The following is a 25,584-nucleotide window of genomic DNA, read 5'->3' as shown; positions in this document are numbered from 1 at the left end:
ACGCTGTCCTGAAGCTGGACCCTTTACCTTGGAGTGATAATTCCGGTAGTTGTTGAATAACTGTTCAGCTGGGGTGAAAAATGGATCGCTATGTCGCGCTGTCCGTCTTCCGGCGGGTGATCGAGTGCAACGGGTTCAGCGCGGCCGCGCGGGATCTGGGCTATTCCAACGCCGCAGTAAGCAAGATCATCAAGGATCTTGAGGCCGATCTCGGGGCGCCTCTCATCGTGCGCACCACGCGCTCCCTCAGCCTGACCGATACGGGCCGTGATTATTTCGAGCGGGCCAGCCAATTGCTCGACGACTGGTCCGACATGGATGAAGCCGCCCGCGCCTCCAGCCGCGAGCCGCGCGGCCGGCTGCGGCTCAGCCTTCCCATGTCGCTGGGCGTGATCCGCCTGTCCGCCGTTATTGCGCGCTTCTCGGCCCGCTACCCCCATATCCGCATCGATCTGGAACTGGGCGACCGCTATGTCGATCTGGTCGGGGAAGGCTTCGATCTCGCCATCCGCGGCGGCGAGCTGCAGGATTCCAGCCTTCGCGCGCGCAAGCTCATGGCGATTGAACGGGGCCTCGTCGCGTCACCGGCCTATCTGGAGGCGCGGGGGACACCCGAAGTCCCCGACGCGCTGGCGGGTCATGACGCGCTCATTTTCTCCCTGGCCGCGTCTCCCAATGCCTGGACCCTGCAACGGGATGAGGTGCGCGAGACCGTCACTGTCCAGGGCCGGTTCCGGGCCAACAACTCGCTCGCCCTGCGCGATGCGGCGATGGCGAGCAGCGGTCTGGCCTTCATTCCGCTCATCTATGCGCGGAACGCCCTGGCCGATGGCCGCCTCGTCCGTGTCCTGCCGGACTGGTCTGGTGAGCCGCAGCATCTCTACGGCGTCTATCCGGCCCACCGGGAAACCTCCCGCAAACTCCGCCTCTTCCTGGACTTTCTGGTTCATCATCTCGCCGCACCGGACGGCCCGGTCGGTTCCGGCTGATTGTTCACCAGGATCGAAAAGAGTTCGCAAGACTGGGTGTATTAATGCATCAGGCGGGATGATCTATCTGATGGGCCTCAGTCTGGAGGACCCCATCATGATCACGCTTTCTGTCGCCTATCATTCCGGTTACGGCCACACTGCGGCCCTCGCCGAGGCCGCCTGTGAGGGCGCCGCAACACACCCCCAGGCCCGGATTCACCGCATTGATGTCAGCACGATCGACGCGGCGGGCTGGGCGCTTCTCGACCGGTCCGACGCCATCATGTTCGGCTCGCCCACCTATATGGGCGCCGTTTCCGGCCCTTTCAAAACCTTCATGGACCAGTCCTCGCGCATCTGGGCGGAGCGGGGCTGGCAGGACAAGCTGGCCGCCGGTTTCACCGTGTCCAGCTCCCAGGCCGGCGACAAGTTCGCCACGCTCAGCCAGCTCGCCACCTTCGCCGCCCAGCACGGTATGCTCTGGGTCAGTCTGGGCCTGCTGCCGGGGAATAATTCCTCTACGGGTTCGATCGAGGACATCAACCGGATCGGCGGCTCGCTGGGGGCCATGGCCCAGGCCAATAATGACCAGGGCGGCGACATTGCGCCGCCGGTCTCCGATCGTCAGACCACACGCCTGCTCGCTGCCCGCCTGGCCGACTTCACCGCCCGCTTCAAGGCCGGCTCCGACGTGGTCTGGATCGACGCGCCGGCCGCCGAAAGGCCCTCGCCGCCCCACTGATCCACCCGGCCCGGCTTGACCCCGGGGCGGTGACGTGGCTGCTTGCGGGGGAAGCGGCTCGGCCTGAATCCATGTCCGACAAGCAGCAGACCTCTTACAAGGCCGGCTCCATCTCGCTCCCCGGTGCGGTGGCGATGGGGACCGGTGTGATGATCGGTGCGGGCATATTCGCGCTGACCGGTCAGGTTGCCGAACTGGCGGGGCCGCTGTTTCCCCTGGCCTTCATCCTCGGTGCCGCGATCACCGGTTTCAGCGCCTACAGCTATATCCGGATGTCCATGGCCTGGCCGTCCGCCGGCGGGATCGCGATGATCCTGCAGAAATGCTACGGCCCCGGCGCCCTCGCAGCGGGGGCCGCGCTCCTGATGGCCTTGAGCATGGTGATTGCCGAGAGCCTCGTGGCGCGAACCTTTGCGACCTATCTCCTGCGCGCCTTCGACATTTCCGGAGGCCCGCTGGTCCCGCTGCTCGCGGTCGGCGTGATGGGTTTTGCCTTTCTGGTCAATATCTCCGGCAATCGCTCGATCGGCCTGTTCTCCATGGTCATGGCGGTGATCAAGCTGGGCGGGATCGCGCTGTTCGGCATCGCCGCCCTCTGGTCCAGCGGGCTCGGATTTGCCGCCGCATCCCCGGAGGCGGATGCCAGCGGACCGCTGGGCTTTCTGGCCTCGGTGGCCCTGACGATTCTGGCCTTCAAGGGCTTTACCACCATCACCAATAGCGGGTCGGAGATCACCGATCCGCACCGCAATGTCGGCCGCGCCATCCTGATCTCGATCCTGGTCTGCGTGCTGCTCTACCTGCTCGTCGCCTTCGGTGTCGGGTCCAGCCTCTCGCTCGACCGGATCGTGGCGGCGCGGGATTATGCCCTGGCAGAGGCTGCCGAGCCTGCCCTGGGGCGGGTCGGCTTTTTCCTGACGGTCCTGCTGGCCGTGGTGGCGACGGCCTCGGCCCTGCTGGCCAGCGTCTTCGCCGTGTCCCGCATGCTGGCCATGCTGACGGACATGGAGATGATCCCGCATCGCCATTTCGGCATGTCCGGCCCGATCCAGCGCCACACCCTGGTCTATACCGTGGTCGTGGCGTCCGTGCTGGCCGTCTTCTTCGATCTGGGCCGGATCGCCTCGCTGGGCGCCTTTTTCTACCTGGTGATGGACATGGCCGTGCATTTCGGCGTCTGGCGGTTCCGGCGCCGGGAGATCGGCGCTTCCGGCCTCGTCCTGCTCTCGGCCTTCGGCCTGGACGCGATCGTTCTGGCCGCCTTCACCGCACTCAAACTGCAGCAGGATCCGCTCATCGTCCTGATCGCCGCCCTCTCCATCACCGCGGTCTTCGGCCTGGAACGCCTCTACCTCTCCGCCTGGATCAAGCCCGACCGGCAATGAGCCCCAACCTGTTCGCTAAAGCAGGGACACATCAGTTATCGATGTTGGAAATGGGAACGTGCCGGTCATGCTTGAAGTCTTGTGGGCGCCGTTCAGTGGCACACAGAATTTAGGGTGTGTGTCCCGTTTTGCCTTCGTCGGATGAGGACGTGGCGCCTTCGGTTGGTCCCGGGGCTGCGCCCCGCTTTCGCGGGGCAGAAGCCTGCGCCCGCGAAGGCGGGTGTCAGGGATGACAAGGGGATGCGGTTGAAGAAGCGGACGTAGCGCCACGGCGTTTCCGCCTGGCGGTATGAGAGGTGTGCGGGAGACCTGACGGGTCGGATTTCGTAGTGAGTGTGAGTGACCTGACAGGTCTCCCGCACGCGGAGGTTTGATCGTCTTCCCTTGCGGGCGACGCACCGAAACCGCCTGGGTGCCAGCACGGTCGTGACCTTGTGCCGTGTGGCCCGGGCGATGGCCCTGCCGGAGCTTGGGATGTCACCCCCTCGCGCGGACAGGCTCCGCACACTTCCGGGCACAAGGGACTGAGCTCGCGCCTCTCTTCCCGGAAGTCGAGATAAGTGTCCCACAGGTTTTCAGGGTGGGGATAAGTTTGGCTGGGTCGGCACTCCCTCTCCCTGGGGAGAGGGTGGCGCGCATGCGCCGGGAGAGGGGGAAATCCCGGTGCTCTTCAGTAATCGCGAAGACCCTGCCGTCCCCCCTCATCCGCCCCTTCGGGACACCTTCTCCCCCGGGAGAAGGAGGACGATAGAGGGGGCGGAAAAATCAGGGCCAGGCACCAATTTTCGATGCTGCAGTTCAGGTTCGCACAAGCCAAGGCGCAGTCTTCAAAAAACAGGGACACACACCATTTCGCCAACTCGCTCCCCGCTCCCCACTCCCCGGGCCTCCGGCCCGCAAGCGCGACCGCGCGTCGGCCCCTGATGGGCCGCCCCATCGGAGACGTTTGCGAAGCAAACTGTCGTGAGATCAAGAAAACTGGTGCCGGCTGAGGGACTCGAACCCCCGACCCTCTGATTACAAATCAGATGCTCTACCAGCTGAGCTAAGCCGGCACGCGGGATGACGATGCATCGGGCCCGCTTGTACAGACCGGAGGCGGGGGAGGCGAGCGGGTTTTTCAGGTCGCCCGCCGCCCGCCCCAAACCAAGCCCGAAATTCAGGCCTCGATCAGTTCGGGCAAGGCGCGGCAGAAGCGCTCCACATCCTCGACTTTGCCCATCGAGACGCGCGTCCACTCATTATAATCCATGTATTGCCCGCGTACGGAGATCAGGCGTTCCGCCATCGCCGCCTGCACCGCATTGGCCTCCAGTCCCGACTTGAAATAGACGAAATTCGTCTGCGAGGGCAGATAGTCCAGACCCAGCGTGTCGAGCGTGGCGAAGACCATGTCGCGGGCCTCGGTCACCTTGGACTTGGAGAAGTCGATGAAGGCGTCATCATTGTAACAGCCAATGCCGGCGGCATAGGAAGTACAGGGCGACCAGGACATCACTACCGGACGGATCGCGGCGGCGGTCTCGGCCGAGGCGATGGCATAGCCCAGACGAATGCCGGCCATGCCGTAGATCTTGGAGAAGGTCCGCGTGACGATCACGTCATGGCCCTCACTGATCAGCGGCACGCAGGAATTGGCCTCCGGATCATCGGACAGCTCGATATAGGCTTCGTCGACGAGCACGGTCGTGGTGGCCGCCATGCGACGCACCGCGGCCTGGAAGGTGGCCGGATCGGAGACCAGACCGGTCGGATTGTTCGGATTGCACAATTGCACCAGACCGGTGTCCGGCGTGACGGCGGCCTCGATCGCGGCGAGATCGATCTCCATTTCGTCCGTGAGCGGCACGCGCTGGATCTCGGCCATGCCCAGATTGGCGGCATAGAGCGCGGTCGTGTCCCAGAACAGGCGCGGCGCCACGATCGGGCCGCGCGGCCCGTAGAGCACGGCAATGGCGCTGAGCACCTCGCCGGAGCCTGTCGTCAGCACCACCTGTTCCGGATCGACGCCATTCTTTTCCGCGATCATCGACATCAGCGAGACGGCGGCTTCCTGGTTGGCGTAATAGGCGCCCTTGCTGGCGGCATATTCGATCATGTCGAGCGCCGATTGCGAGGGCCCGTACGGGTTCTCATTGCGCGAGAGCAGGGCGACGCCTTCGGCCGGGCCCAGAAGATGGGGATCGATGGCACCAGGCGGGAAGGCGGCGTCCGTCGTGCCCGACGGGGCGGTCTGGGAACAGCCCGCCAGGCCCGCGCCAGCGAGCCCGGAAACGGTGAGACCGGCGGCGCCTGTGAACAGGGAGCGGCGAGAGAGATCGAGTGGCATGGTGATGCCTCCTTCAAAAAGACCCGGTCCGCTGCGCCCCTGTGTCAAAGGCCCAGCGAATTGTGAATGACGAGCGCCGAGGTGGCGACGAGATAGACACCGAAGACTTTCTCCAATGCCTTGGCGTTGAGCCGGTGGGCGGCCCGGACGCCGAGCGGGGCTGTGATGAAGGACATCGCCGTCACGCAGACGACGGCGATGAGATTGATATAGCCGAAACTGCCCAGGGGCAGGTCGGCCTGGCCGAGACCCAGAAGGATGAATCCGGCCGTGCCGGGCAGGGCGATGATGAAGCCGAACCCGGCGGCGGTGGCGATGGCCTGATGGATGGGGCGGCCACACGCCGTCATGACAAGAACGGCAATCGTGCCGCCGCCAATGCCCAGGAGCGCAGAAAACGCCCCGAGGAAGGTGGCAATGCCGGCGAGGATGGGGCCGCGGGGCATTTGCCGGGGTTTCATCCGGTCGGTGCGGATGAGGGGGTAGATGAAGTGGACGCCCATGATCAGCACGCCGATGGCGAAGACCCATTTGAGCGCCTGGCCATCCAGTTCGCGCGCCACTAGGAGCCCGCCACTGACACCCAGGACCAGCCAGGGGGCCCAGTCGCGGATCACTTGGAAGTCCACCGCGCCGCGCTTGTTGTGGGCATGGACCGAGCGCAGCGAGGTGACGATGATCGTGGCCAGAGAGGTGCCGATTGCGACATGGCTGATCACCATGGGCTCGACACCGAAAAAGCTGAACACCAACAGCAGGGCCGGGACCACGACGAAGCCGCCGCCAATGCCGAACAGGCCGGCGGCAAAGCCTGCCACCAGTCCGGCGAGCATGAGCACGCCGACCAATTGGCCCAATTGCATCAGTTCGAATTCCTGTCCCGGCATGGGCGTTGGTGTGACCTTTTCCGGCTGACCCCGACCGGACCAGACATAGCGGCTATCGCGCGCACGGCCAGTGCCGCATGAAAAAGGCGGCCCGTGAAGGCCGGGCCGCCCGTTTCTGGCGCGATTGCGGCGCCAATTGCTGCGCCCTGTGGCAATACCGGTCATCCGCGTTGCGCGATGCGACCGGCTGCGTACCCGCGGAGCCGGTGCTTCAGTCCTTCACGGCCACCTTGTCCATTACGGTCAGGATGACGCTCATCACGACGAAGCCGGTGAAGGTGTGGCTGCCGTCCAGGATGAGGAGCATGACCGGTTGCAGGGCGTAGAGCGTGCCGTAGAGCAGGGTCATCAGCACGAAGCCGGCCCAGAAGAAGATCCCCCATTTGATGGCGCTGGCCATTCCGTCCGCCTTGACCGCCTGCAGGGCCTTGCCGAGTAAGCCGGCAAACAGGAGGCATTGCACCAGCCCGCCGAGCATGGAGGTCGCCATGCTGGCTTCCATCCGCGCCTCGTCGGCCTCGGTGAAGCCCCACAGGCCGGACCAGAGTTCGGCGAACAGCGCGCCGTACCAGAGCGCGCCCACCATCCAGAAAGCGAGGCCCGCCACCAGTACGGCGAGCGGGTTCAATCCCAGAATTCGCGGCATTTCCTGTTTCCTCCCCCATGCCGGGCCTGTATGTCTCGCCCGGTCAGGCAGACTCGTCCGTGAGCCGCCTTTCAGACCGTCGAGTTTATCCCGTTTTTCGCGCAAGAGAAGAAAATCGAAATGGCCCGCATACTGATCACCAGCGCTCTGCCCTACATCAATGGCGTCAAGCATTTGGGGAATCTGGCCGGGTCGATGCTGCCGGCGGACGTCTATGCCCGCTTCCAGCGCCTGATGGGCCATGACGTCCTCTATATCTGCGCCACCGACGAACACGGCACGCCGGCCGAGCTGGCCGCCGCCGATGCCGGCATGGATGTGCGCGCTTATTGCGACGAGCAGCACGATATCCAGAAGCGGGCCGGAGACGGTTTCTCGCTGAGCTATGACTATTTCGGCCGCACCTCGAACGAGCCCAATATCCGCCTGACCCAGCATTTCGCCGACGTGCTCGAGGAGAAGGGGCTGATCGAGGAACGGATCGAGCACCAGGTCTTCTCCATTGATGATGACCGCTTCCTGCCGGACCGCTATGTCGAGGGCACCTGTCCGCATTGCGGTTTCGAGCGCGCCCGCGGTGACCAGTGCGACAGCTGCGGCCGCCTGCTTGAGCCGACCGATCTGAAAGAGCCGTATTCCAAGATTTCCGGCTCCAAGAATCTGGAAGTGCGCGAGACCAAACACCTTCACCTCCTGCAGACCAAGATGGAGGGGCGGATCCGCGACTGGGTCGACGCGTCGGACGGCTGGCCGTCGCTGGCCAAATCCATCGCCTATAAATGGCTCGATGAAGGCCTGCGCGACCGCTCCATCACCCGCGACCTGAAATGGGGCGTGCCGGTGACCAAGGACGGCGCACCGCGTGAGGGCTTCGAGACCAAGGTCTTCTATGTCTGGTTCGATGCCCCGATCGGCTATATCGGCGCCAGCGAGGAATGGGCCCAGGCCAATGGCGGCGACTGGGAAAGCTGGTGGCGCACTGACAAGGGCGCGGACGACGTCACCTATGTCCAGTTCATGGGCAAGGACAATGTCGCCTTCCACACCGTCTCCTTCCCGGCCACCATTCTGGGCTCGCAGGAGCCCTGGAAGACGGTCGACAAGCTGAAAGCCTTCAACTGGCTGACCTGGTATGGCGGCAAGTTCTCGACCTCCGAAAAGCGCGGCGTCTTCATGGACCAGGCGCTGGATCTCCTGCCGGGCGATTACTGGCGCTGGTATCTCACCGCCAACGCGCCGGAAGGCTCGGATAGTGCCTTCACCTGGGAGCATTTCCAGACCCTGATCAATTCCGACCTGGCCAATGTGCTGGGCAATTTCGTCAACCGGATCACCAAATACACCGCCTCCAAGTTCGACGGTCAGGTGCCGGCCACCGGCGAGTGGGGCGAGGCGGAAGACTGGATCGCGGCGGAACTGGAACAACGCCTGCCGGCGATCATCGCCAATATGGAGGCCATGGAATTCCGCAAGGCGGCCTCCGAGGTCCGCGCCGTTTGGGCCGCCGGCAATGAATACCTCACCAAGGCGGAACCCTGGGTGAAGTACAAGACGGATGTCGACGCTGCCGCCATCGGCGTGCGTACCGGGCTCAACCTGGTCGTCCTCTTCGCCATCCTGGCCCAGCCCTTCATCCCCAATGCCGCCGCCACTGTGCTGGACGCGCTGGGCATCCCGGAGGACAAGCGCTCCTGGCAATTCGGCGACGACATGAAAGCCCTGCTGGACGCCCTCCCGCACGGCCACGCCATTGAGCCGCCGGCCGTCCTCTTCGCCAAGATCGAGGATGCGCAAGTGGCGGAATGGTCCGAACGCTTCGGCGGGTCGGACGGCTAGGGGAGACGGATGAAAGCCCTTGCCCTTGCCCTCGCGCTCGGCCTGACAGCCAGCCTGCCGGCCGCCGCCCAGACGGACCCTGATTGGCGCGCTGCCGATCCGGAAGACCTGCTCCTGGTCGAGGTGGAGGATGGCACCATCGTCATCGAACTGGCCGACTGGATCGCGCCGGAGCATGCCGGACGCATGCGCCAGGCCGCCCGCGACGGCTTCTTCGACGGGCTCAGCTTCTATCGCGTCATCGACGGTTTCGTGGCCCAGGGCGGTCGCGGCGAGGAAGAGGACAGTATCGACCTGCCGCAATACCCGGTCCTGACTGGCGAGTTCACCGTGCCGGCGGACAGCGTCACTTTCACGCCCATGATCGACCGCGATCTTTACGCGCCGACCGTCGGTCATGTGCGCGGCATGCCGGCGGCGATGAATGAGACGGGCAACGAAGTCTGGCCGATCCATTGCCCGGGCACGGTCGCCATGGCGCGCGGCAATGATCCGGACAGTGGCGATGTGGAATTCTACATCGTGATCGGTCACGGCCCGCGCCATCTCGACCGCATCATGTCCGTCTTCGGCCGCGTGATTGACGGGATGGAGCATGTCCAGGCCCTGCGCCGTGGAGACCCGGCCGTGAATTCCGGCGTCATCGCCGATCCGGCGGCCCGCGACGCCATCCTGTCGATGCGCGTTGCGGCCGATTTGCCCGAGGCCGAGCAGCCGCACTATGAAATCCTGCGCACGGACAGCGAAACCTTCGCCGATGCCAAGGCCGCGCGCCGCAACCGCACCCATGACTTCTTTTTCGAAACCCCGCCGCCGGTGATCGAGGCCTGCCACATGCCCGCACCGGTCCGCCTGGTGGAGACCGCACCGTGACGACCAAGCTGGAACCCCTCGACATTGTCAGCCTCGCCATGGAGTGCGAGAGCCTGGATGATCTGACCCCCGTGCTGGAACAGGCGGCCACGTCCCAGGATCCCTGGGTGATCAATGCCGGCATCCTGGCCATCGGCCACGCCGCCCGCCGTTTCAAGAGCTTCCCGCTGGGGATGAAACAGGCGCTCTGGTCCCGGGTGCACGACTTTCCGGATCATGCCTCCAATCTGCGGGGCACCTGCCTGACGGCGCAGGATGATATCGACCACTTCAAGGCCAAGGGGATCTAGGCCATGGGGCAGGACGGGTTCTCATCCGCGGAACTCGACCGCCTGACCCGGGCCGGCCGGCTCCTGCTGGCCGCCGAGGACCGGCTCCCCGTCCTCAAGACCATTGCCTGGGATCGAAGCCATGCCGAGGCCTTCTTCGCCTCCGGTGAGCGCGAACTGCCCGATCCCGTCTACCCGCATATCGATCCGGAACCCTCGCTCGAGCGGATCGCCGAAGCCCGCCGCCTGATCGATGGCGACAGCCCGGTCCATGCCTGGCTTTTGCGCCTGTGCGAGACTTTCACCGATACGGCGCGGCTTCTGGCCGCCACCGGCACGGCCGAGTTCAACACCTATTCCCGCCGCCTCTATGGCGATCCCTCCAGCCCGATTGCTGACGGCAAGCGGACCGCGCTTGACCTCGCCGTGCGGCTGGATGATGTCCTGGCCGATTTCGACGCGGCGGCCATCCGGCTGGAACCGCCGGAGAGCCTGACCGCCCATGAACTCAAGGCGCGGCTCGACGTGGAGCTGCCCGACGTGTTCGGGACCCAGGCACCGCGTGTCGAGGTGACGCTCCAGGTCTCCGCCAAGGCGGCCGCGGGCCGCGACTATATCAAGCTGCGCGAGGATGCGGCCTTCTCGGATCTGGACGTGATCCAGCTCCTCCAGCACGAAGCCTATATCCATATCGCCACCAGCCAGAACGGGCTGCGCCAGACACATTTCCCCATTCTGGCCGAAAGCCATCCCGGCAATGCCCGGACCCAGGAAGGCCTCGCCGTCTTCGCCGAATTCATTTCCGGCGCCCTCGATCCGCGCCGTTTCCGCCGTCTCGCCGATCGCGCCATTGCCATCGACATGGCGCAGCAGGGCGCCGACTTCATCCAATTGTTCAACTTCTTCCGCGAGCGCAATTCGGCCGACCGGCCCATCGAGGCCTTCGAGAGTGCCCGCCGCGTCGTGCGCGGCGGCCTGACCTCTGGTGGCGCGCCTTTCACCAAGGACTCCATATATTTGGGTGGGCTTCTGGAAGTTCACAATTATCTTCGGGCAGCGGTCCGTGCCGGGGATGCCGGCCTCATTCGCCTGCTCTTCGTGGGCAAGATGGATCTTGGCGATCTCGACGCCATGCAGCAGCTCCAGTCGGCCGGCCTGCTCCAGGCGCCGGCCCTCCTGCCGCCCTGGGCCGGCGATCTGCGCTACCTGCTCTCCTATCTCGCCTATTCCACCTTCCTCAACGAAATCTCCCTGCGCGACGTCTCCTCACGCTACGAGCACCTGTTCGGGTGAGGGGGGCTTTCTTCCCCATGGCATGGGGAAGTGGGCCGATGCGGAGCATCGGGTCGATGGGGCGGCGCGCAGCGCCGAAAACCGTGCCGGGTGTCAACCGGCTTCGCCGGCCCCTCCGTCTCGCCCTGTGGGCGATCCACCTCCCCATGGCATGGGGAGGAAAACCATCTCCTGACACAACGCCGTCAGCACGGCATGGCTAGCATACGGACATGAAGCGCTTGATCGGCTTGCCGATCCGGCCGGACGCGGCAATCTGGTGTCGAAACGGAGACGAGGGATGCTCATGACGGTCGAAACGCCCACACGCTACGGCGTCGCCAAGCCGGACGAAATGGCCGGGCTGAGTGGTCTGGAGGCCATGCAGGCCATGATCGAGGGCCGGCTGCCAGCCCCGCCGATCGCGAAAACGCTGGGCTTTCTGATTGTCGAGGTGGAAGAGGGGCGCGCCGTGTTCGAAGGCCATCCCACGCCCGACCTGCTCAATCCGGCCGGGACAGTGCATGGCGGCTGGGCGCTGACCCTGGTGGACAGCGCCACGGCCTGCGCCGCCCATTCGCTTCTGCCGCCCGGCAAGGCCCAGACCACGGTGGAGACCAAGGCCAATTTCACCCGGCCCATCCTGCCCGATGGCCGGCCAATCCGCTGCGAGGCCCGCGTGGTGGGGCAGGGACGCCAGATCATCACGGCGGAATCCCACATCACCAATGCCGACGGCAAGATCGTCGCGCATGGCACCTCCACCCTCATGGTCATCGACCTGACGAAGCCCCGCTAGCGCGCGCAACCGAGAAGACGCATTGACCTTTGTCCGGCGGACCGCTCGAATGCGTCCAACATCGAACAAGGGGATGAGTTCAATGACACGGCATCTGCTCGCTTTGACGACGGCTATGGGTTTGGCACTGGGGGGAGCGGGTTTCGCCGCAGCCCAGGACGGGGCGGGCGATGATGCGCTGCGCCAGGCCATCACGGCGGATTACGAGGCCAATCTGGAAGGCCTCTACCAGCATTTCCACGCCCATCCGGAACTCTCCCACCAGGAACACGAGACGGCCTCCCGTCTGGCCTCCGAACTGCGCGATCTGGGCTATGAGGTCACCGAAGGCATTGGCGGCACCGGCATTGTCGCCGTGCTGGAGAATGGCGAGGGCCCGACGGTCATGCTCCGCGCTGACATGGACGGCCTTCCGGTCCCGGAACAGACCGGGCTCTCCTATGCTTCCACCGACACCGATGTCGATCATCGCGGTGTCGAGAATCCGGTCATGCATGCCTGTGCCCACGACACCCACATGACCGCCCTGGTCGGGGCGGCCCGCCAGCTGATCGAGAACCAGGATGACTGGTCCGGCACGCTGGTCCTGATCGGCCAGCCGGCCGAAGAACTGGGTGAGGGCGCCATCGCCATGATCGAGGATGGCCTGTTCGAGCGCTTCCCGACCCCGGACTTCAACCTGTCCTTCCACACCTTCTCCGCCATCCCGACCGGCACGATTACCTATGTGCCTGGCTATGCCATGGCCAATGTCGACAGTGTCGACATCTATGTTCAGGGCCGCGGCGGTCACGGTGCCTACCCGCACACGACCAAGGACCCGATCTATCTGGCCTCGATGATTGTCGTGAACCTGCAATCCCTGGTCTCGCGCGAACTCTCGCCGCTGGAACCGGGCGTGGTCACGGTCGGGGCCTTCAATGCCGGTGCCAAGCACAACATCATTTCCGATCAGGCCCATTTGCAGCTGACTGTGCGCTCCTATTCCGACGAGACGCGCGAACTCCTCCTGTCCGGCATCGAGCGCATCGCCCATGCCCAGGCCGCCGCCTATGGCCTGCTGGAATCGGAATATCCGCGCGTCGAGGTCGAGGAGATTTATACGCCGGCGCTGTACAACTCGCCGGAACTGGCTGAACGCGCCGTCGCTGCCATGCGTGAGCGCTTCGGGGCCGAGAATGTTGTCGAGACCGATCCGGTGATGGGCGGTGAGGACTATTCCCAATACCACCGCACCGAACACAATATCCCGACCTTCATGTTCTGGGTCGGCGGCACCACGCCGGGACGTCTCCAGTCCTATATCGATGACGGCGTCACCCCGCCCTCCAACCACTCCCCCTTCTTCGCCCCCGACGACCCGCAAGGCACCATCGTCCAGGCCGCCGAAGCCATGACGGCGGTGACGCTGGATATCCTGGGAACGGAATAGGCTGAGATGATGGTGAGTGTGATTTGAAATCACACTCCATTTTTAAACCTAAGCACCGTCATCCCACGGGGCCCGCAGGGCCTCCGGGGGACCTGAGCTAACCTCTCGGCGGGTTAGGAGAGGTCCCCCGGACAAGCCGGGGGATGACGGTCAGTTTGGGTGTCGCCTCACGGAGGGCGATCAATCAGCGGCCCAAAAAGAACCCGGTGATCGCGTCGCGGAATTCCGCATTCCCGAAAATGCCCAGATGGTCACCCGCACTCACATGCAGACTGGCATTCGGAATGGCATTGGCCAGCGCCTGGGGATTGGCGGCCAGATCATCATCATCGCCCACCGCAACCAGGCAGGTTTCGGCGGAAATCGTCTCAAGCGGGATCTTGTCCTGGTGCACGACCCGCGCCTGCGCCGCCAGGGCCAGCCGGTCGGCCCCGACACTGTCGGCAAACAGGCGGAAGCCGCGCGTGATCTCCGGGGCTCCCTCCGACGTGTCGGCCATCAGGGCGTCAACGATCAGCTGGTTCGGGGCGGCGCGCGTATCGACACCGCCACGCGCCACAATGCCTTCGCCGACCCCGCCGATCAGGAGTTTCCCGATCCGGTTCTCCTCGACCGCGACCAAGAGCGAGATCACCCCGCCCATGGAATAGCCGCCCAGATCAAACCGGGTCAGGCCTTCCGCATCGGCGACACCGCGCACATCCTTCGCCATGCGCACCTCGCCATAAAAAGCGCTGTCATGGGGTTTGTCCGACGCGCCATGTCCGCGCGCATGCATCACGATCACATAACGCCCGGCCGCCGCCAGCGTCTTCGCGATCCCGGAGGACTTCCACTCCCCCTGAAGATGCGAGGCAAACCCGTGCTGCAGGATCACCGCCGGATCCCCGGCCTCCCCGAACACCTCATAGGCAATCTTCACCCCGTCATCCGCCGTCCAGAATTTCATGCTGCTCCCCTTGTGTTGTTGAGGCGAGCTTAGTGTGGTGGGGCGAGGGGGCAATGCCAGCTTTTCGTCTTCGACTGCAAAGCTTTGTCATCCCGGCCGAATGGCCTGCGAAAGCAGGCCGCAGAGCCGGGACCCATTTCCGAGAGCCTTGCTGGTTCAGGCATGGGTCCCGGATCTGCGCCCGGCTCGAGGCCGGGCATCCGTCCGGGATGACAATGGAACAGAACGGACCTCAGGGTGGGGTGTCCCATCACACCCCCGTCAATTGCCTCGGCGCGTGGCACCCACTACCGTGCGCGGCGAATGCGTGAGGGGGAAATGGCATGTCCTTGATTCCGGCTGATAACCCGATTGCCGCTGTGGCGGGCCTGTTCGTCATTGCGGCGGCGGGATTCCTGATCGAGAAGACCAAGATCGGGGCGCTTCTGACCGGTGCGGTCTGGGCGATCCTGCTGGCCATTCTGGCCTCCAATATCGGGCTGATTCCGCAATCCTCGGACGGCTATGATTTCGTCTTCACCTATTTCGTGCCGATCCTGATCCCGCTCTTCCTGATGAAGGCGGACCTCAAGAAAATCTTCTTCGAGACCACCCGAACCACGCTGGCCTTCCTTCTGGCCTCACTGGGCACGGTGATCGGCGCCATCGTCGCCTTCTCGCTGGTCGATCTGGGCGATCGCGAAGCCGCTGCAGCCGGCACCTTCACCGCCACCTATATCGGTGGTTCGGTCAATTACGCGGCCCTGGTTGATCTGACCGGCTTGCGCGAGAGCGATCCCAGCTTCGTGTCCGGCGCCACGGCGGTCGACAATCTCTATTCCGGTCTCTTCCTGGCCCTGCTGGCCCTGCTGCCGGGCTGGAACTGGATCGCCAAACGCTTCGTCCAGCGTGACCACTCGCAGGCGTCGGAAGAGGAAACCGCAACGGAGACGACGTCCACGTCGGCCGCCAGCCTCATGTTCTCGGCCACCTTTGCCTTGATCGTCGTCGTGCTGGGGGATGCCATCACCGGCTGGATGGTGTCGCAATTCGGGGAGGGCGCCGGAAACTGGCGCTATGCGGTGATCACCGTGCTCGCCCTGATCCCCGCGACCGCCTTTCCCAGGACGATGGGGTCGCTGCATGGCGGGTATGAACTGGGCATTGGTCTCAGCTTCGTCTTCTTCGCCGCGATTGCCGCCGGCGCCGATGTCATCGGCCTGATCGAGACCGCGCCCATCCTGATCTTCGTGATCGGCGTGATGCTGGTTGTCCACGGGATTGTCACCTTCGGCCTCGGCGCGCTGTTCCGCCTCTCCCTGCCGGAACTGATCACCGCCTCCAACGCCGCTATCCTCGGCGCCACCACCGCACCGGCCCTGGCCGCGGCGAAGGGCTGGAAGGATCTGGTGACGCCGGGCGTGCTGGTCGGTGTGTTCGGGTATGCGATCGGCACGATCATCGCGACGGCGGTCTACCAGTTCTGGCCCGGCTGACCCGGTTCCGGATCATCCTGGGCCGTGACCGGGTCGGTGCTGATACTGTCCCGGTGCGTCTTTGATCCCATCTTGATGCCGTGATGAGTCGTTTCGGGGCCGGTTGTAACCCCGTAGCGATGCCGTGCTGAGCCGTGATTGCGCGCGGTTTCATTAAAATGCGCGATCATTGCGCGGGGTATTCAGCCGCGCAGCGTCCCGCTATCGGACCGCGCCTATCCCCCGCAAGATTACGCCATCGTCATGGCGTGGACACAGCCCTGTGGGTCGCGCTTGTCCATAGCTGCATCCAATCGGTGCCGCAGAGGCATCTAGGGGATGAAGCGATCTTGGAGGGATCAAAATGACTGTCAAACTGATCACCGGTGGACTGGTGACCCTGGCCGGTATCGGCGCGCTGGCGATGACCGCCCAGGCGCAGCCGGCCGACACGAGCAATTATGCCGGCGACACGGTCCGCATCGAGAATTTCATTGGCCGGGTGGAGGTTCGCACCGGCGGATCGGGCATTCAGGTCGAGGTGCAAAATCCGGGGGATGCCGCGGACGACCCGACCTGGTCACCCGCCGGTTCCGGTGTCGCCATTGATGGGGGACAGCGCGTCCGCAATCTCAATTGCCGCACCCGGGATGATGAAGTCTTCATTGGCCGCTGGCGCAATTCCCGCTCGATCAATGAGTATCCTGTGCTCATCATCACGGCACCGGACACGGTGAATTTCTCCATTGATGACAGTGCCTTCGTCGGCACGGCCGGGGATCTCGGCGCGATGGACCTGTCGATGAATTCCTGCGGTCATTTCTCTGCCGGCGAGGTGGCCGGGGATGCCCGCATCCGCATCAATGGCTCCGGCGATATCGATCTGGACGGGATTGGCGGCAATGCGGTCCTCAATGTGAACGGGTCCGGTGACATTGAAGCGGGCGATATTGCCGGGGATGCCACGATCGATATCAATGGTTCCGGCGATATCGAAGCGGGCGATGTCGGCGGCGGTACCGAGATCGATATCAACGGGTCCGGCGATGTCGAACTGGGCCGCCTGGCCGGTCTGGACATCGATATTTCCGGCTCCGGCGATGTCGAGGCGGCCGCTGTGAATGGTGGCTTCCGCACCTCGATTTCAGGCTCTGGTGACGTGCTCGTCCGCGGTGGACGCGCCGAACCCTTCGAGGCCTACATCAATGGATCCGGAGACATCGCTTTCCGCGGCACGGCCGTGAATGTCACCGTTCGCGAAAGCGGCGGTGGAGATGTCGATATCCGCGAAGTTGAAGGCAATATCGACTGGCGCCGCAATGGCCGCTCAATCCTTCGGGTTGGCAGCACGGACTAACGTACCGCCCCCCTAGCGTAAGTGCTGCTCAATCAGGCGCCCGGTGTTTCGCCGGGCGCCATTTTGCAGCTTCATACAAGGCGATAGCGGCCGCGTTGGAGACGTTCAGGCTTTCCACATCGCCTGTCATCGGGATGCGGACCAGCTGATCACAGGCTTCCGCCACGCGCGGCCGCAAACCCTTTTCCTCCGATCCCATCACCAGAACCACGCCCGGTCCGAGACCCTGCTTGTCCACGCCCGCCAGCGCGTCGGCCAGCTCCGTTTCACCTTCGCCGGCCAGGCCCAGCACCGTGCGACCCGCCTTGCGCATGTCCAGGAGGGTATTGGCGATATTGGTCACCCGCACATGCGCCACGCGCTCCGCAGCGCCCACCGCACTCTTGCACACCGTCCCGAACAGGGGCGGGGCCTTGCGGTCCTGCATCACCACGGCCCGCACCCCGAAGGCCGCTGCTGATCGGAGCAGGGCGCCGACATTGTGCGGGTCGGTGATCTGGTCGAGCACCAGGACCAGGCCATGGGTGGCATCCATGATTGCATTGACCGGTTCCGGTTCCAGCGCTTCGGCCTTCAGGGCGAAACCCTGGTGAACGGCGCCGGGCGGCAGATCATTGTCGATGGCGTGCGGTTCCACGATCTGTGCCTCGCGACCCTCAGGCAGATCACGGGCCGCATTGCGGGTGACTCGCAGCTCGATGATTTTGCGTTTGGGATTCGCCAGTGCAGAGAGCACGGCATGGCGCCCCCAGATCCAGCCGGAATCGCCTGCACCAGCAGGCCTGGAGCGGCGGCTGTAATCGGCCCGTTTCGGGCTGTTGCGCCTTGGGTTCTTCGTCACTATAGTCCGCGCTCCTGTTTCGGGGCTCTACCCGCTTTTCGCGTGTCCTAGCACGGCTGAAGGAAAGCTGAGAGACTTCGTTGCAGGAGCTTCTTCAGCCGGTTATGTCCGGAGCGAAGACACCCTTGGAGGGGTGGCCGAGTGGTTAAAGGCAGCAGACTGTAAATCTGCCCGCATTGCGTACGCTGGTTCGAATCCAGCCCCCTCCACCATCCTTCGCCCGTCGGGCTTGGTTTGGCCGGATGAGGCCGCCGCACAGCCCTCTCGACGCTTCCGATTGAATTGGCTAAACACCATCTCTCCCTGATCCGGGGACGCTCTTTCGGGCGGGTATAGCACAATGGTAGTGCAGCAGCCTTCCAAGCTGAGGATGCGGGTTCGATTCCCGCTACCCGCTCCAATTCTTTCCTCGAAATCTGATCCTTGAGAATGAGCCCGCCGACGCGGTGCGTGAATCCGTTTGACGTATCGCTGTCGGATGGCGCCGCCTATGCTCGGGAAATGACGAGTTTGGCCGAGACTGCTCTGGACGCCTGGCTCCTGCTGATCCTGTTCGGCGGGGCGTTTCTGGACGCCTTGCCCGGGCCCTGCCTGTTCATCTTGGGCGAACCCTTCTTTTTGATGGCCGGCCATCTCTTGCATGAGACCGGCTCTGTCTGGCCCGCCATCAGTGTGTTGGTTGGAGCGCTCCTGGCGGATCAGACCGGGTTCTGGATCGGTCAACGGGCCGCCACACCCTTGAAAAGACTGGTATGGGCGCGGTCCGGCCGACGCCGGGCCTATCGCCGCGCCCGCCAGGGCTTGCAGTCCCGGCTCATCCTGTTCGTCGCGGTCAGCCGCCTGCTCGGCCCGGTGGCCTGGATCACGCCAACCCTGGCTGGCAGCCTGGATGTGTCCTGGTTGCGCTTCAGTCTGGGGTCGGTCCTGGGCGTGGTGATCGGGGTTGGGCAATTCATCCTGTATGGCTGGTTGCTGGCCGCCGGTGTCGCGCTCGCGGGCGGCGATCTGGGCCATTGGGTGCAAGCGCATGCTCTGTCCTTGCTGATCGGAGCCAATCTGCTTGGGTTGGCCGGCATCTGGCTGTGGCGACACGTCAGCGCGTCTGGGCGAGTGACTCGATCAGGTCGACCGTACCGCTGAAAGGCTGCCGGTTTTCCAGCTCAAGTGCCACACTCTGCGCCTTGGTCCGCGCTGGCGCTGCCAAAGCCTGGGTGAGCAAGTCATCTATCTGTTTGGGTGTCGATTTTCCGGACATGGGAGGGGGAGTCAGGCCGACCTGCGCCAATCGAGAGGCATTCCAGAACTGATCCACGACCTGCGGCAGAATGAGTTGCGGGACACCGGCCCGGGCCGCCGTATCCAGGGTACCCGCGCCGCCATGATGAATGACCAGCCGGCAATGCGGAAACAGGACATCGTGCGGCGCGTCGTCATAGACATGGCACGTGTCCGGAATGGTGCGGAGACAATCAGCGAGGGACCGCGAAATCAGGGCCCTGTGCCCTGAGGCCTCGATCCGGGACAACCAGACCGGCAGGTCGTCCGCGAGCTCGTCCGGCGGCATGGAGCCCAGGCCCAGATGGACTGGAGGCGGCCCGGCTTTCAGAAAACGCGTCAGGTCAGCCGACAGGCTCCTGTCCCTCGAGGCCAGCGGCGGGTAGTCGACCCAGTATGTGTCATCCCGCGTATCCCTGGGCTGCTGGACATCGAAAACGGCGGGGAGGGCGGTGATCCTGGGCAGAGGCCGGCCGAGATGCCGGTCCAGTTTCCAGAAGGCGGCGCGGGGTGGTCTGACCAACCGGGCCCGGTGCTGGCGGACCGCCAGCCCCAAGGCCGCGAGACTGGCAGTCACCGCCAGATAGCTGGCCCTGTTCATCCACCCGGAATGGGCCCGCCGGGCAATCATGGCGCAGGGCAGGGCGCGCGTCGGGACGATGACCGGTTGCAGCGCCATCAGGGCAAAGGGGGTCTGCCAATGCTCCGCAGCGATCCGGGCCGGCATGGCAATCGGATTGGCCAGGACAAGATCGGCGCCTTCGGCGGCCTCAAGGCTGCGTTCCAGAACGTCCTCCACATGCGGGCGGATCATGCGCGGCCAGTCACGGAAGAAGGCAAACGGACCGGTCAGGGTTCCACGCTGTTCCGCCTCGCGCATCCAGCCGGCGACGGAGAAGTCCGGCGGTGCGGCAGGCTCGACACCGGATTCGCGGATTCGTTCGGTGTGATCGCGCGGAGCCAGGACAGTGACGGTGTGTCCGCGGTCCTGGAGGGCTTGGGCCAGCGTGAGGAAGGGCAGGACATCGCCGAGCGTGCCAAGGGTCTGGATCGAGATCTTCATGGCTTCAACCGCATGACCCGGCGGAGCTTGCGGCTGTCAGGCGGCGGCAGGGGTTCGATCCGGCTGTCCAGTTGAACCCGGGCGCCCAGCCTGTCAAACAGGGCCTGCAAGGCTTGGCCTGCGTTGAGGGCTGCGGATTCGTTCTCCGGGGGCAGGGTGATGATCACGCGATCAGGGCTGGTCTGGACGAGGCGAAAATCGCCGATGCCCGGGTCGGCATCAATGATCGTGTTGCGCAGAATGTCCGGCGTGATGAAGACATTCCCGTCCGGGCCGGGCAGGCTTAGGACATCATCCATCCGACCGGCGATGGCGCGGACAGCTGTGAACGGCGAGCCGCACGGGCAGGGACCGGTGTCCAGTTCCAGCAGGTCGTTCATCCGGTAGCGGACCATGACCTGCGTGCGCCGCGTGAAGTCCGTGATCAAAGGTGATTTGAGCCGGCCACCAGCGGGATCGTCCTCCCACTCGAACGCAATGTGATCCTCCAGCAGGTGCAGGCGCCCATGCGGACAGGCGATCGCGAACAGCCCTTCCGTGGCCATGTAGATCTCGCGGACGGTCACACCGAACCGCGCCTCGATGCGTTCGCGGTCGAGCGGGTCCAGGACTTCTGCTCCCGAAAAGACATGCCGCGGTGCGAGTTCGGACGGGCGGTCGCTCAACAGACGCAGGACTTTGGGCGGCGCGACCAGCACGTCCGGCTGCCAGGCTTCAACGGCCTCTGCCTGACGCTCCACGCCTTCATGCAGATCGAAGAAGCGAAGCGACAGACGCCGGCTCTCATTGGCGGCATCGTAAAGACGGCTATTGGCGGGCAGCAGGATCGCGACCTTGAGACGGTCGCGCCAGAAGCCCGGGAGCCCCCGCCCCAGGATGACGCCCAGCCAGGCATAGCGTTCTGCGTCGGACACGACATAGAAGCCCCGATTGCCACTGGTTCCGGTGCTCGCTCCGACAGCATATCCTTTGGGCGACTGATCCTTTTTCCAGGCCTCCCGGGCTTCGGCGGATGACATGCCCAGACGGTTATAGCGCTCGAAATCCGCCATGAGCCGGGCCTTGTCCTGGATGGGGAAGTCTTCAAGAGGGTGGCCGGCCAACTCCCGATAGGCCGGCACCGCGGCCACAGGTCCCGCCAGGAAGCGCTCCAGTTGGCGTGTTTGCCAGGCGGTCACATCCGCGCGTGTCTTCAGGCGCGCTGTCAGCCAGCGTGTCCGGAGATAGGCGGCGGCAATCTGAAACTGGGAGAAGAGGGAAGTCATGCCGTCCCGTTGCCCTCTTCCGTGGAAACGGGGGATGCTGGGTCATGGCAGTAGACGACCCGCCCCCCGGCCTCGCAAAACTGACGGATACGGTCGGCGCTGCGCTGACAGGCCTCGACATCGTCCAGTATCCAGCGGGCTGGCGCGCCAGGCAGGCGGTTCTCCATCACCGCCCGGTGCAGCCATTGGGCATCGACGGCGTAGAGAAGAGGACGGGTTTCGTCCGGAAAGCATATCCCGGTATGACCTCGCATGTGTCCGGGCAGGGGAAGGGCGACAACGGATCCGTCCCCCAACAGGTCGCGTCCCGGACCCAGCCCGTACGGGCATTCGATGGCGGCGAACTCGGAAAAATCGGTCACCCGGTCGATGATGTCTTCCGGCAGCAACTCCCGGAACACGCCATGGCGCAGCCGCGAGGCGCCCGGTTCGAGAAAATGCATGAGGGCGGCGCGGTCCGTGATGATGCGGGCCTGCGGATAATCCTTCAGGCCGGCGACATGGTCGGCGTGCAAATGGGTGAGAATGATCGTGTCGACCAGCGGCTTTGCGTCCGGCAGGGCATGCCGGGTGAGCCGCGGCCGAAGCACGGCATTGTAGATGTTGAGCGGGAGGGACCGGCGTCCTTTTGTGACACGCCGGGTATAGCCCGTATCGATCAGGCAGTGACCGGCCTCGGGATGCGTGAACGTCCCATAGCGGACCGGAATGCTCATCAAACCGAGTCGCCCATCCCGCAGGACAAAGCGTTCCGGTGCCCTGACCCAGGCCGAGTTGGGAAATTGCAGGTCCCGGATCATGCGGTCCCGGCCGTGAAGGTGAGATCGAGGCCGGTCTGGAAATCGATCTGTGGTGCCCAGTCCAGCCATTGCCGGGCGGCGCTCAGATCGAGGGTCTGCCGGTAAGCAAACAGGCCGACCCCATAGGCGGTCACGCGGGGTTCGGGCCGGCCGGGCAAAAGGCTGCAGGCTGTTTCGGCCAAGCGAGCCGCCGCCAGTACCGGACCCACAGGCAAACGACGCCAGCGGGGCGTGATCCCGCACCGGCTGGCCGCGGCCTCTGCGACGTCGCGCACGGGCAGGGCCACACCGCCGGAAATGTTGAAAATGCGTTGGGGAAGATCAGCCGGGGCCTGGAGCGCGGCCAGGATGGCACTCGCGACGTCATCGACATGTGTCAGGTCCGTGGCTGCGGCTCCGTCGCGCATCAGGGGCAGCGGGCCTTTTGCGGCGGCTTGGAGCAGGCGGGGCAGCAAAGCGGTGTCGCCGCGCCCGTACAGGCCGCGGGGCCGCAGAATGATGGGGTCGAGGTCGGTAGCCTCTTCCACAAGGCGCTCGGCCTGACGCTTGGTCGCGGCATAGGCATTCACGGGTTTGGGAAGCGGGCTGTCTTCGCGCAGGTTTTCCTGGTCCGCGAACCGGAAATAGACGCTGGGTGAGGAGACCAACACCAGACGACGAGCGCCGCTGGTGCGGGCCAGCTCAATGATGCGGCGGGTTCCGTGGACATTGGCGCGTTCGAAATCCGTCCATCGTCCCCACGGGCTCGACAGGGCGGCGGCATGCACGACCGCATCGGCTTCCATGTCCCTGACAGTGTCGGGACCGGTCAGGTCGTGCCGGATGATCTGGTCGGCATGAGGGCGAAGGGCCGCCAGGCGTTCCGGATCACGGCCAAGAGCCAGGACCGAATGTCCATCGGCGTGGAGACGGCGAACCAGATGGCCGCCCAGGAAGCCGGTTGCTCCGGTGACAAGCACGCGCATGGACTAGCTCTCCAGCCCGGCCCCTGCCAGCGACACACCCGCCGACGTTCCGATCATCAGGATTTTCATGCCGGGCTGGATCCGGCCTTCCATACGGGCGCAGGAGAGGGCGACGGGCAGGGAGGCCGCGACAAGGTTGCCGGTTCGCGATACTTGGTTGAACACACGGTCCCGCGCAAAGCCGCTGCGCCGGGCCATGTGGGCGAGAGCGAGCGGGGAGGCCTGGTGCGGAATGATCAGGTCGACGTCCTGTCGGGTCCAGCCCAACCCGTCCAGCAAGCGATCCAGAAAGTCGGGAAGTTTGGTGGCGGTCAGGCCGAAGAGTTCCGGGCCGTCCATCCGGAAATAGGCGTTGTCGGCAAACGCGCCGGGATCCTGATGGAAGTCAAAGCGGGTGCCGCCGGACGCGAGGGCACAGCAGTCATAGGCTTCGGCATAGGTCTCCATCTGGAAATGCCGCAAGCGGAGGCCGAGCCCACCGGAGCCGGGCTGTGGCGAAGAGGGCGGCATCGCGTTGGTGGTCGTCAGGACCATTGCGGCGGCACCATCCCCGAACAGGCCGGCCGTTTTCGGATCCGTGTCCCAGGGCAAGGCACGGGATGCGATCTCGGATGTCACGACCAGAACGGTGCGCGCCCGCTGCAGTGCGATCTGCATCTGGGCCATGTCCATGGCGACCAGCGCACTCAGGCAAGTCGCGTTGACGTCATAGGCCGGGAAAGCAAGGTGAGAGAGGCCGAGTTCGCGTTTGATCAGGGGGGCCGTCGCCGGGATGGGTTGGCGCCCGACGGCTGCGCCAAACAGCAGGAGATCGATCGTCTCCGGATCAATCCCGGCGTCTTCGATCGCGGCGCTGGCCGCTTTGACGGCCATGCTTTCCTGCGTGTCCGTCTCACTGGCGACACTGCGCGCGGCGACACCGCAGAGACCTTCCAGCCAACCCGCGGGTTTCTCGTAGCGCGCATCCAGTTCAGCCGATTCGACAATCTGTTCGGGAAGATGGTGGGCGAGGCCGCTGAGCCGTGCCGTTGTGATCGGGTTTGCGATCGCGGGTTCGATGTGGCGGATGAGCGACATGGTTTTCGCCTCCTGTGTTCTCGTCCGGCAAAGCCTAGGCAGGGGCTCGATAAGGAGGCAAGCAAAAACACGTCATTCGTGAATTCTATTTACTTGAAATTACACGAAAAATCTCGGTTCGTCGTGGATTTCCCAATCGCCAGAACAGCTTGGCCAACCCGCGGTGGGAGGCTTTGGGCTGCTGAATTCCGGCCAGGGGCGCCCGCGAGATTTGACGAAGAAGCGTGCGTTTCCCGGGCGATCCTGCCCTGCGAAGGAATTGCTTTCGGCCCGGGTGTGCATTCGGACTTGCCTAGCTGGCAATTCCTTGTGTATCAGGCGCGCACTGAATTCGGGATGTCTTGACATCCTTGTGTACCACCACCCAGTCGATCGGCCATTCGTCTCCAGATCGACATCGCATGAGGTAAGATCGATGGCGAAGGAAAAGTTTGAGCGCACCAAGCCGCACGCGAACATCGGCACGATTGGTCACGTTGACCACGGCAAGACGACGCTGACGGCTGCGATCACGATGGTTCTGGCTGAGGCCGGTGGCGGCACGGCCAAGGGTTATGACGAGATTGACTCGGCGCCGGAAGAGAAGGCGCGCGGGATCACGATCTCGACGGCACACGTTGAGTATGAGACGGAAAACCGTCACTACGCGCACGTCGACTGCCCGGGCCATGCTGACTATGTGAAGAACATGATCACGGGTGCGGCGCAGATGGACGGGGCGATCCTGGTTGTGAACGCGGCTGACGGCCCGATGCCGCAGACGCGTGAGCACATCCTGCTGGCCCGCCAGGTTGGCGTTCCGGCCCTGGTTGTGTTCCTGAACAAGGTTGACCAGGTCGACGACGAAGAGCTGCTGGAACTGGTGGAAATGGAAGTTCGCGAACTTCTGTCCTCCTACGACTTCCCGGGCGACGATATTCCGATCGTTGCGGGTTCGGCGCTGGCGGCTGTTGAAGGCCGTGACGAGAACATCGGCAAGGAGAAGATCCTTGAGCTGATGGCGGCTGTGGACGAATACATCCCGACGCCGGATCGTCCGGTTGACCAGCCCTTCCTGATGCCGATCGAAGACGTGTTCTCGATCTCTGGCCGGGGTA

Annotated in this window: 23 protein-coding genes and 3 tRNA genes; 15 read left to right on the top strand and 11 right to left on the bottom strand. The window is 64.4% G+C overall.

All coding sequences use genetic code 11. The features are described 5' to 3' along the window. The first annotated feature begins 80 nt into the window (after nucleotides 1-80). The 3 genes from FCS99_RS06455 (at nucleotide 81) to FCS99_RS06445 (ending at nucleotide 3,098) form a co-directional block, all read left to right on the top strand. On the top strand, nucleotides 81-989 hold the full coding sequence (locus FCS99_RS06455; protein ID WP_138511270.1) for a LysR family transcriptional regulator: 909 nt from the start codon (nucleotides 81-83) through the stop codon (nucleotides 987-989). Between the two features lie 97 nt (nucleotides 990-1,086). Beyond that, nucleotides 1,087-1,713: a flavodoxin family protein gene (locus FCS99_RS06450; RefSeq protein ID WP_138511269.1), complete on the top strand. Its 627-nt coding sequence runs from the start codon at nucleotides 1,087-1,089 to the stop codon at nucleotides 1,711-1,713. A 71-nt stretch (nucleotides 1,714-1,784) separates the two neighbouring features. Then, entirely contained in the window at nucleotides 1,785-3,098 is a 1,314-nt protein-coding gene (locus tag FCS99_RS06445; RefSeq protein WP_138511268.1) for an APC family permease, read from the top strand. 979 nt (nucleotides 3,099-4,077) lie between these two features. On the opposite strand, the gene FCS99_RS06440 is transcribed toward FCS99_RS06445, so the two are convergent. The 4 genes from FCS99_RS06440 to FCS99_RS06425 all read right to left on the bottom strand — a co-directional run bounded on the left by FCS99_RS06440 (nucleotide 4,078) and on the right by FCS99_RS06425 (nucleotide 6,960). Next, nucleotides 4,078-4,153, bottom strand: a tRNA-Thr gene (locus FCS99_RS06440). 104 nt (nucleotides 4,154-4,257) lie between these two features. Beyond that, on the bottom strand, nucleotides 4,258-5,427 hold the full coding sequence (locus FCS99_RS06435) for a pyridoxal phosphate-dependent aminotransferase (protein WP_138511267.1): 1,170 nt from the start codon (nucleotides 5,425-5,427) through the stop codon (nucleotides 4,258-4,260). A gap of 44 nt (nucleotides 5,428-5,471) precedes the next feature. Next, the gene (locus FCS99_RS06430; RefSeq protein ID WP_138511266.1) at nucleotides 5,472-6,314 is read right to left on the bottom strand and encodes a sulfite exporter TauE/SafE family protein; all 843 of its coding nucleotides are present in this window, start codon (nucleotides 6,312-6,314) and stop codon (nucleotides 5,472-5,474) included. Between the two features lie 211 nt (nucleotides 6,315-6,525). Next, the gene (locus FCS99_RS06425) at nucleotides 6,526-6,960 is read right to left on the bottom strand and encodes a DUF1761 domain-containing protein (RefSeq protein WP_171036265.1); all 435 of its coding nucleotides are present in this window, start codon (nucleotides 6,958-6,960) and stop codon (nucleotides 6,526-6,528) included. A gap of 120 nt (nucleotides 6,961-7,080) precedes the next feature. Between FCS99_RS06425 and metG the strand changes: the two genes are divergently transcribed. The 6 genes from metG to FCS99_RS06395 all read left to right on the top strand — a co-directional run bounded on the left by metG (nucleotide 7,081) and on the right by FCS99_RS06395 (nucleotide 13,441). After that, nucleotides 7,081-8,796, top strand: coding sequence for a methionine--tRNA ligase (gene metG, locus FCS99_RS06420; protein ID WP_138511264.1), 1,716 nt, complete (start codon nucleotides 7,081-7,083; stop codon nucleotides 8,794-8,796). A gap of 9 nt (nucleotides 8,797-8,805) precedes the next feature. Continuing rightward, a complete protein-coding gene (locus FCS99_RS06415) occupies nucleotides 8,806-9,669 on the top strand; it encodes a peptidylprolyl isomerase (protein ID WP_138511263.1) in 864 nt (287 codons plus the stop codon). Continuing rightward, the gene (locus tag FCS99_RS06410; RefSeq protein WP_138511262.1) at nucleotides 9,666-9,959 is read left to right on the top strand and encodes a hypothetical protein; all 294 of its coding nucleotides are present in this window, start codon (nucleotides 9,666-9,668) and stop codon (nucleotides 9,957-9,959) included. The genes FCS99_RS06415 and FCS99_RS06410 overlap by 4 nt, the downstream gene beginning before the upstream one ends. Nucleotides 9,960-9,962: 3 nt before the next feature. Next, complete coding sequence (locus FCS99_RS06405) at nucleotides 9,963-11,231, top strand: flavohemoglobin expression-modulating QEGLA motif protein (protein WP_138511261.1); 1,269 nt, start codon at nucleotides 9,963-9,965, stop codon at nucleotides 11,229-11,231. Nucleotides 11,232-11,517: 286 nt separating this feature from the next. Continuing rightward, nucleotides 11,518-12,009, top strand: a complete 492-nt coding sequence (locus tag FCS99_RS06400; RefSeq protein WP_138511260.1) for a PaaI family thioesterase — start codon at nucleotides 11,518-11,520, stop codon at nucleotides 12,007-12,009. A gap of 82 nt (nucleotides 12,010-12,091) precedes the next feature. Then, the gene (locus FCS99_RS06395; protein WP_138511259.1) at nucleotides 12,092-13,441 is read left to right on the top strand and encodes a M20 metallopeptidase family protein; all 1,350 of its coding nucleotides are present in this window, start codon (nucleotides 12,092-12,094) and stop codon (nucleotides 13,439-13,441) included. Nucleotides 13,442-13,625: 184 nt separating this feature from the next. Here the strand turns inward: FCS99_RS06395 and FCS99_RS06390 are convergent, their stop codons facing one another. Next, the gene (locus tag FCS99_RS06390) at nucleotides 13,626-14,390 is read right to left on the bottom strand and encodes an alpha/beta fold hydrolase (RefSeq protein ID WP_138511258.1); all 765 of its coding nucleotides are present in this window, start codon (nucleotides 14,388-14,390) and stop codon (nucleotides 13,626-13,628) included. 323 nt (nucleotides 14,391-14,713) lie between these two features. Here FCS99_RS06390 and FCS99_RS06385 point away from each other — a divergent pair, with 323 nt between their 5' ends. Both FCS99_RS06385 and FCS99_RS06380 read left to right on the top strand, forming a co-directional pair. Then, on the top strand, nucleotides 14,714-15,865 hold the full coding sequence (locus FCS99_RS06385; RefSeq protein ID WP_138511257.1) for a DUF819 family protein: 1,152 nt from the start codon (nucleotides 14,714-14,716) through the stop codon (nucleotides 15,863-15,865). Nucleotides 15,866-16,208: 343 nt separating this feature from the next. Then, nucleotides 16,209-17,201, top strand: coding sequence for a GIN domain-containing protein (locus tag FCS99_RS06380; protein WP_138511256.1), 993 nt, complete (start codon nucleotides 16,209-16,211; stop codon nucleotides 17,199-17,201). Nucleotides 17,202-17,229: 28 nt separating this feature from the next. Here FCS99_RS06380 and rlmB read toward each other — a convergent pair whose 3' ends face one another. Next, nucleotides 17,230-18,042 carry a 23S rRNA (guanosine(2251)-2'-O)-methyltransferase RlmB gene (gene rlmB, locus FCS99_RS06375; protein ID WP_138511255.1) on the bottom strand — a complete coding sequence of 271 codons (813 nt, stop codon included), beginning with the start codon at nucleotides 18,040-18,042 and terminating at the stop codon, nucleotides 17,230-17,232. A 127-nt stretch (nucleotides 18,043-18,169) separates the two neighbouring features. Between rlmB and FCS99_RS06370 the strand changes: the two genes are divergently transcribed. The 3 genes from FCS99_RS06370 (at nucleotide 18,170) to FCS99_RS06360 (ending at nucleotide 19,182) form a co-directional block, all read left to right on the top strand. Continuing rightward, nucleotides 18,170-18,254: transfer RNA gene (locus tag FCS99_RS06370), tRNA-Tyr, on the top strand. A 114-nt stretch (nucleotides 18,255-18,368) separates the two neighbouring features. Further along, a tRNA-Gly gene (locus tag FCS99_RS06365) sits at nucleotides 18,369-18,442 on the top strand. A gap of 110 nt (nucleotides 18,443-18,552) precedes the next feature. Then, entirely contained in the window at nucleotides 18,553-19,182 is a 630-nt protein-coding gene (locus FCS99_RS06360) for a DedA family protein (protein WP_171036264.1), read from the top strand. Here FCS99_RS06360 and FCS99_RS16355 read toward each other — a convergent pair. The 5 genes from FCS99_RS16355 to FCS99_RS06335 are packed head-to-tail and all read right to left on the bottom strand — an operon-like array spanning nucleotide 19,136 to nucleotide 24,487. Continuing rightward, the gene (locus tag FCS99_RS16355) at nucleotides 19,136-20,380 is read right to left on the bottom strand and encodes a glycosyltransferase (protein ID WP_138511253.1); all 1,245 of its coding nucleotides are present in this window, start codon (nucleotides 20,378-20,380) and stop codon (nucleotides 19,136-19,138) included. The two genes, FCS99_RS06360 and FCS99_RS16355, sit on opposite strands and share 47 nt — an antisense overlap. Further along, nucleotides 20,377-21,645 (bottom strand): F390 synthetase-related protein, encoded by a 1,269-nt coding sequence (locus tag FCS99_RS06350; RefSeq protein WP_138511252.1) that lies wholly within the window; start codon nucleotides 21,643-21,645, stop codon nucleotides 20,377-20,379. The genes FCS99_RS16355 and FCS99_RS06350 overlap by 4 nt, the downstream gene beginning before the upstream one ends. After that, the gene (locus FCS99_RS06345) at nucleotides 21,642-22,445 is read right to left on the bottom strand and encodes an MBL fold metallo-hydrolase (protein ID WP_171036263.1); all 804 of its coding nucleotides are present in this window, start codon (nucleotides 22,443-22,445) and stop codon (nucleotides 21,642-21,644) included. The genes FCS99_RS06350 and FCS99_RS06345 overlap by 4 nt, the downstream gene beginning before the upstream one ends. Next, the gene (locus FCS99_RS06340; RefSeq protein ID WP_138511250.1) at nucleotides 22,442-23,410 is read right to left on the bottom strand and encodes an NAD-dependent epimerase/dehydratase family protein; all 969 of its coding nucleotides are present in this window, start codon (nucleotides 23,408-23,410) and stop codon (nucleotides 22,442-22,444) included. Before FCS99_RS06340 ends, FCS99_RS06345 begins: the two co-directional genes overlap by 4 nt. A 3-nt stretch (nucleotides 23,411-23,413) precedes the next feature. Next, on the bottom strand, nucleotides 23,414-24,487 hold the full coding sequence (locus FCS99_RS06335; RefSeq protein ID WP_138511249.1) for a 3-oxoacyl-ACP synthase III family protein: 1,074 nt from the start codon (nucleotides 24,485-24,487) through the stop codon (nucleotides 23,414-23,416). Nucleotides 24,488-24,902: 415 nt separating this feature from the next. Here FCS99_RS06335 and FCS99_RS06330 point away from each other — a divergent pair. Beyond that, nucleotides 24,903-25,584, top strand: a 682-nt coding sequence (locus tag FCS99_RS06330; protein WP_138511248.1) for a GTP-binding protein, incomplete at its 3' end; no start/stop codon positions are given.

The organism is Maricaulis alexandrii (assembly GCF_005871165.1).
In the GTDB taxonomy this organism is placed as follows: Bacteria; Pseudomonadota; Alphaproteobacteria; order Caulobacterales; family Maricaulaceae; genus Maricaulis; species Maricaulis alexandrii.
Note: the sequence above shows the minus strand (reverse complement) of the source record. Positions and strands in the feature narration are given on the sequence as shown.

Excerpts from the sequence above, each read along its gene's own strand:
- FCS99_RS06455 (WP_138511270.1), top strand. The coding sequence starts at position 81 with ATGGATCGCTATGTCGCGCTGTCCGTCTTCCGGCGGGTGATCGAGTGC.
- FCS99_RS06450 (WP_138511269.1), top strand. The coding sequence starts at position 1,087 with ATGATCACGCTTTCTGTCGCCTATCATTCCGGTTACGGCCACACTGCG.
- FCS99_RS06445 (WP_138511268.1), top strand. The coding sequence starts at position 1,785 with ATGTCCGACAAGCAGCAGACCTCTTACAAGGCCGGCTCCATCTCGCTC.
- FCS99_RS06435 (WP_138511267.1), bottom strand. The coding sequence starts at position 5,427 with ATGCCACTCGATCTCTCTCGCCGCTCCCTGTTCACAGGCGCCGCCGGT.
- FCS99_RS06430 (WP_138511266.1), bottom strand. The coding sequence starts at position 6,314 with ATGCCGGGACAGGAATTCGAACTGATGCAATTGGGCCAATTGGTCGGC.
- FCS99_RS06425 (WP_171036265.1), bottom strand. The coding sequence starts at position 6,960 with ATGCCGCGAATTCTGGGATTGAACCCGCTCGCCGTACTGGTGGCGGGC.
- metG (WP_138511264.1), top strand. The coding sequence starts at position 7,081 with ATGGCCCGCATACTGATCACCAGCGCTCTGCCCTACATCAATGGCGTC.
- FCS99_RS06415 (WP_138511263.1), top strand. The coding sequence starts at position 8,806 with ATGAAAGCCCTTGCCCTTGCCCTCGCGCTCGGCCTGACAGCCAGCCTG.
- FCS99_RS06405 (WP_138511261.1), top strand. The coding sequence starts at position 9,963 with ATGGGGCAGGACGGGTTCTCATCCGCGGAACTCGACCGCCTGACCCGG.
- FCS99_RS06400 (WP_138511260.1), top strand. The coding sequence starts at position 11,518 with ATGACGGTCGAAACGCCCACACGCTACGGCGTCGCCAAGCCGGACGAA.
- FCS99_RS06395 (WP_138511259.1), top strand. The coding sequence starts at position 12,092 with ATGACACGGCATCTGCTCGCTTTGACGACGGCTATGGGTTTGGCACTG.
- FCS99_RS06390 (WP_138511258.1), bottom strand. The coding sequence starts at position 14,390 with ATGAAATTCTGGACGGCGGATGACGGGGTGAAGATTGCCTATGAGGTG.
- FCS99_RS06385 (WP_138511257.1), top strand. The coding sequence starts at position 14,714 with ATGTCCTTGATTCCGGCTGATAACCCGATTGCCGCTGTGGCGGGCCTG.
- FCS99_RS06380 (WP_138511256.1), top strand. The coding sequence starts at position 16,209 with ATGACTGTCAAACTGATCACCGGTGGACTGGTGACCCTGGCCGGTATC.
- FCS99_RS16355 (WP_138511253.1), bottom strand. The coding sequence starts at position 20,380 with ATGAAGATCTCGATCCAGACCCTTGGCACGCTCGGCGATGTCCTGCCC.
- FCS99_RS06350 (WP_138511252.1), bottom strand. The coding sequence starts at position 21,645 with ATGACTTCCCTCTTCTCCCAGTTTCAGATTGCCGCCGCCTATCTCCGG.
- FCS99_RS06345 (WP_171036263.1), bottom strand. The coding sequence starts at position 22,445 with ATGATCCGGGACCTGCAATTTCCCAACTCGGCCTGGGTCAGGGCACCG.
- FCS99_RS06340 (WP_138511250.1), bottom strand. The coding sequence starts at position 23,410 with ATGCGCGTGCTTGTCACCGGAGCAACCGGCTTCCTGGGCGGCCATCTG.
- FCS99_RS06335 (WP_138511249.1), bottom strand. The coding sequence starts at position 24,487 with ATGTCGCTCATCCGCCACATCGAACCCGCGATCGCAAACCCGATCACA.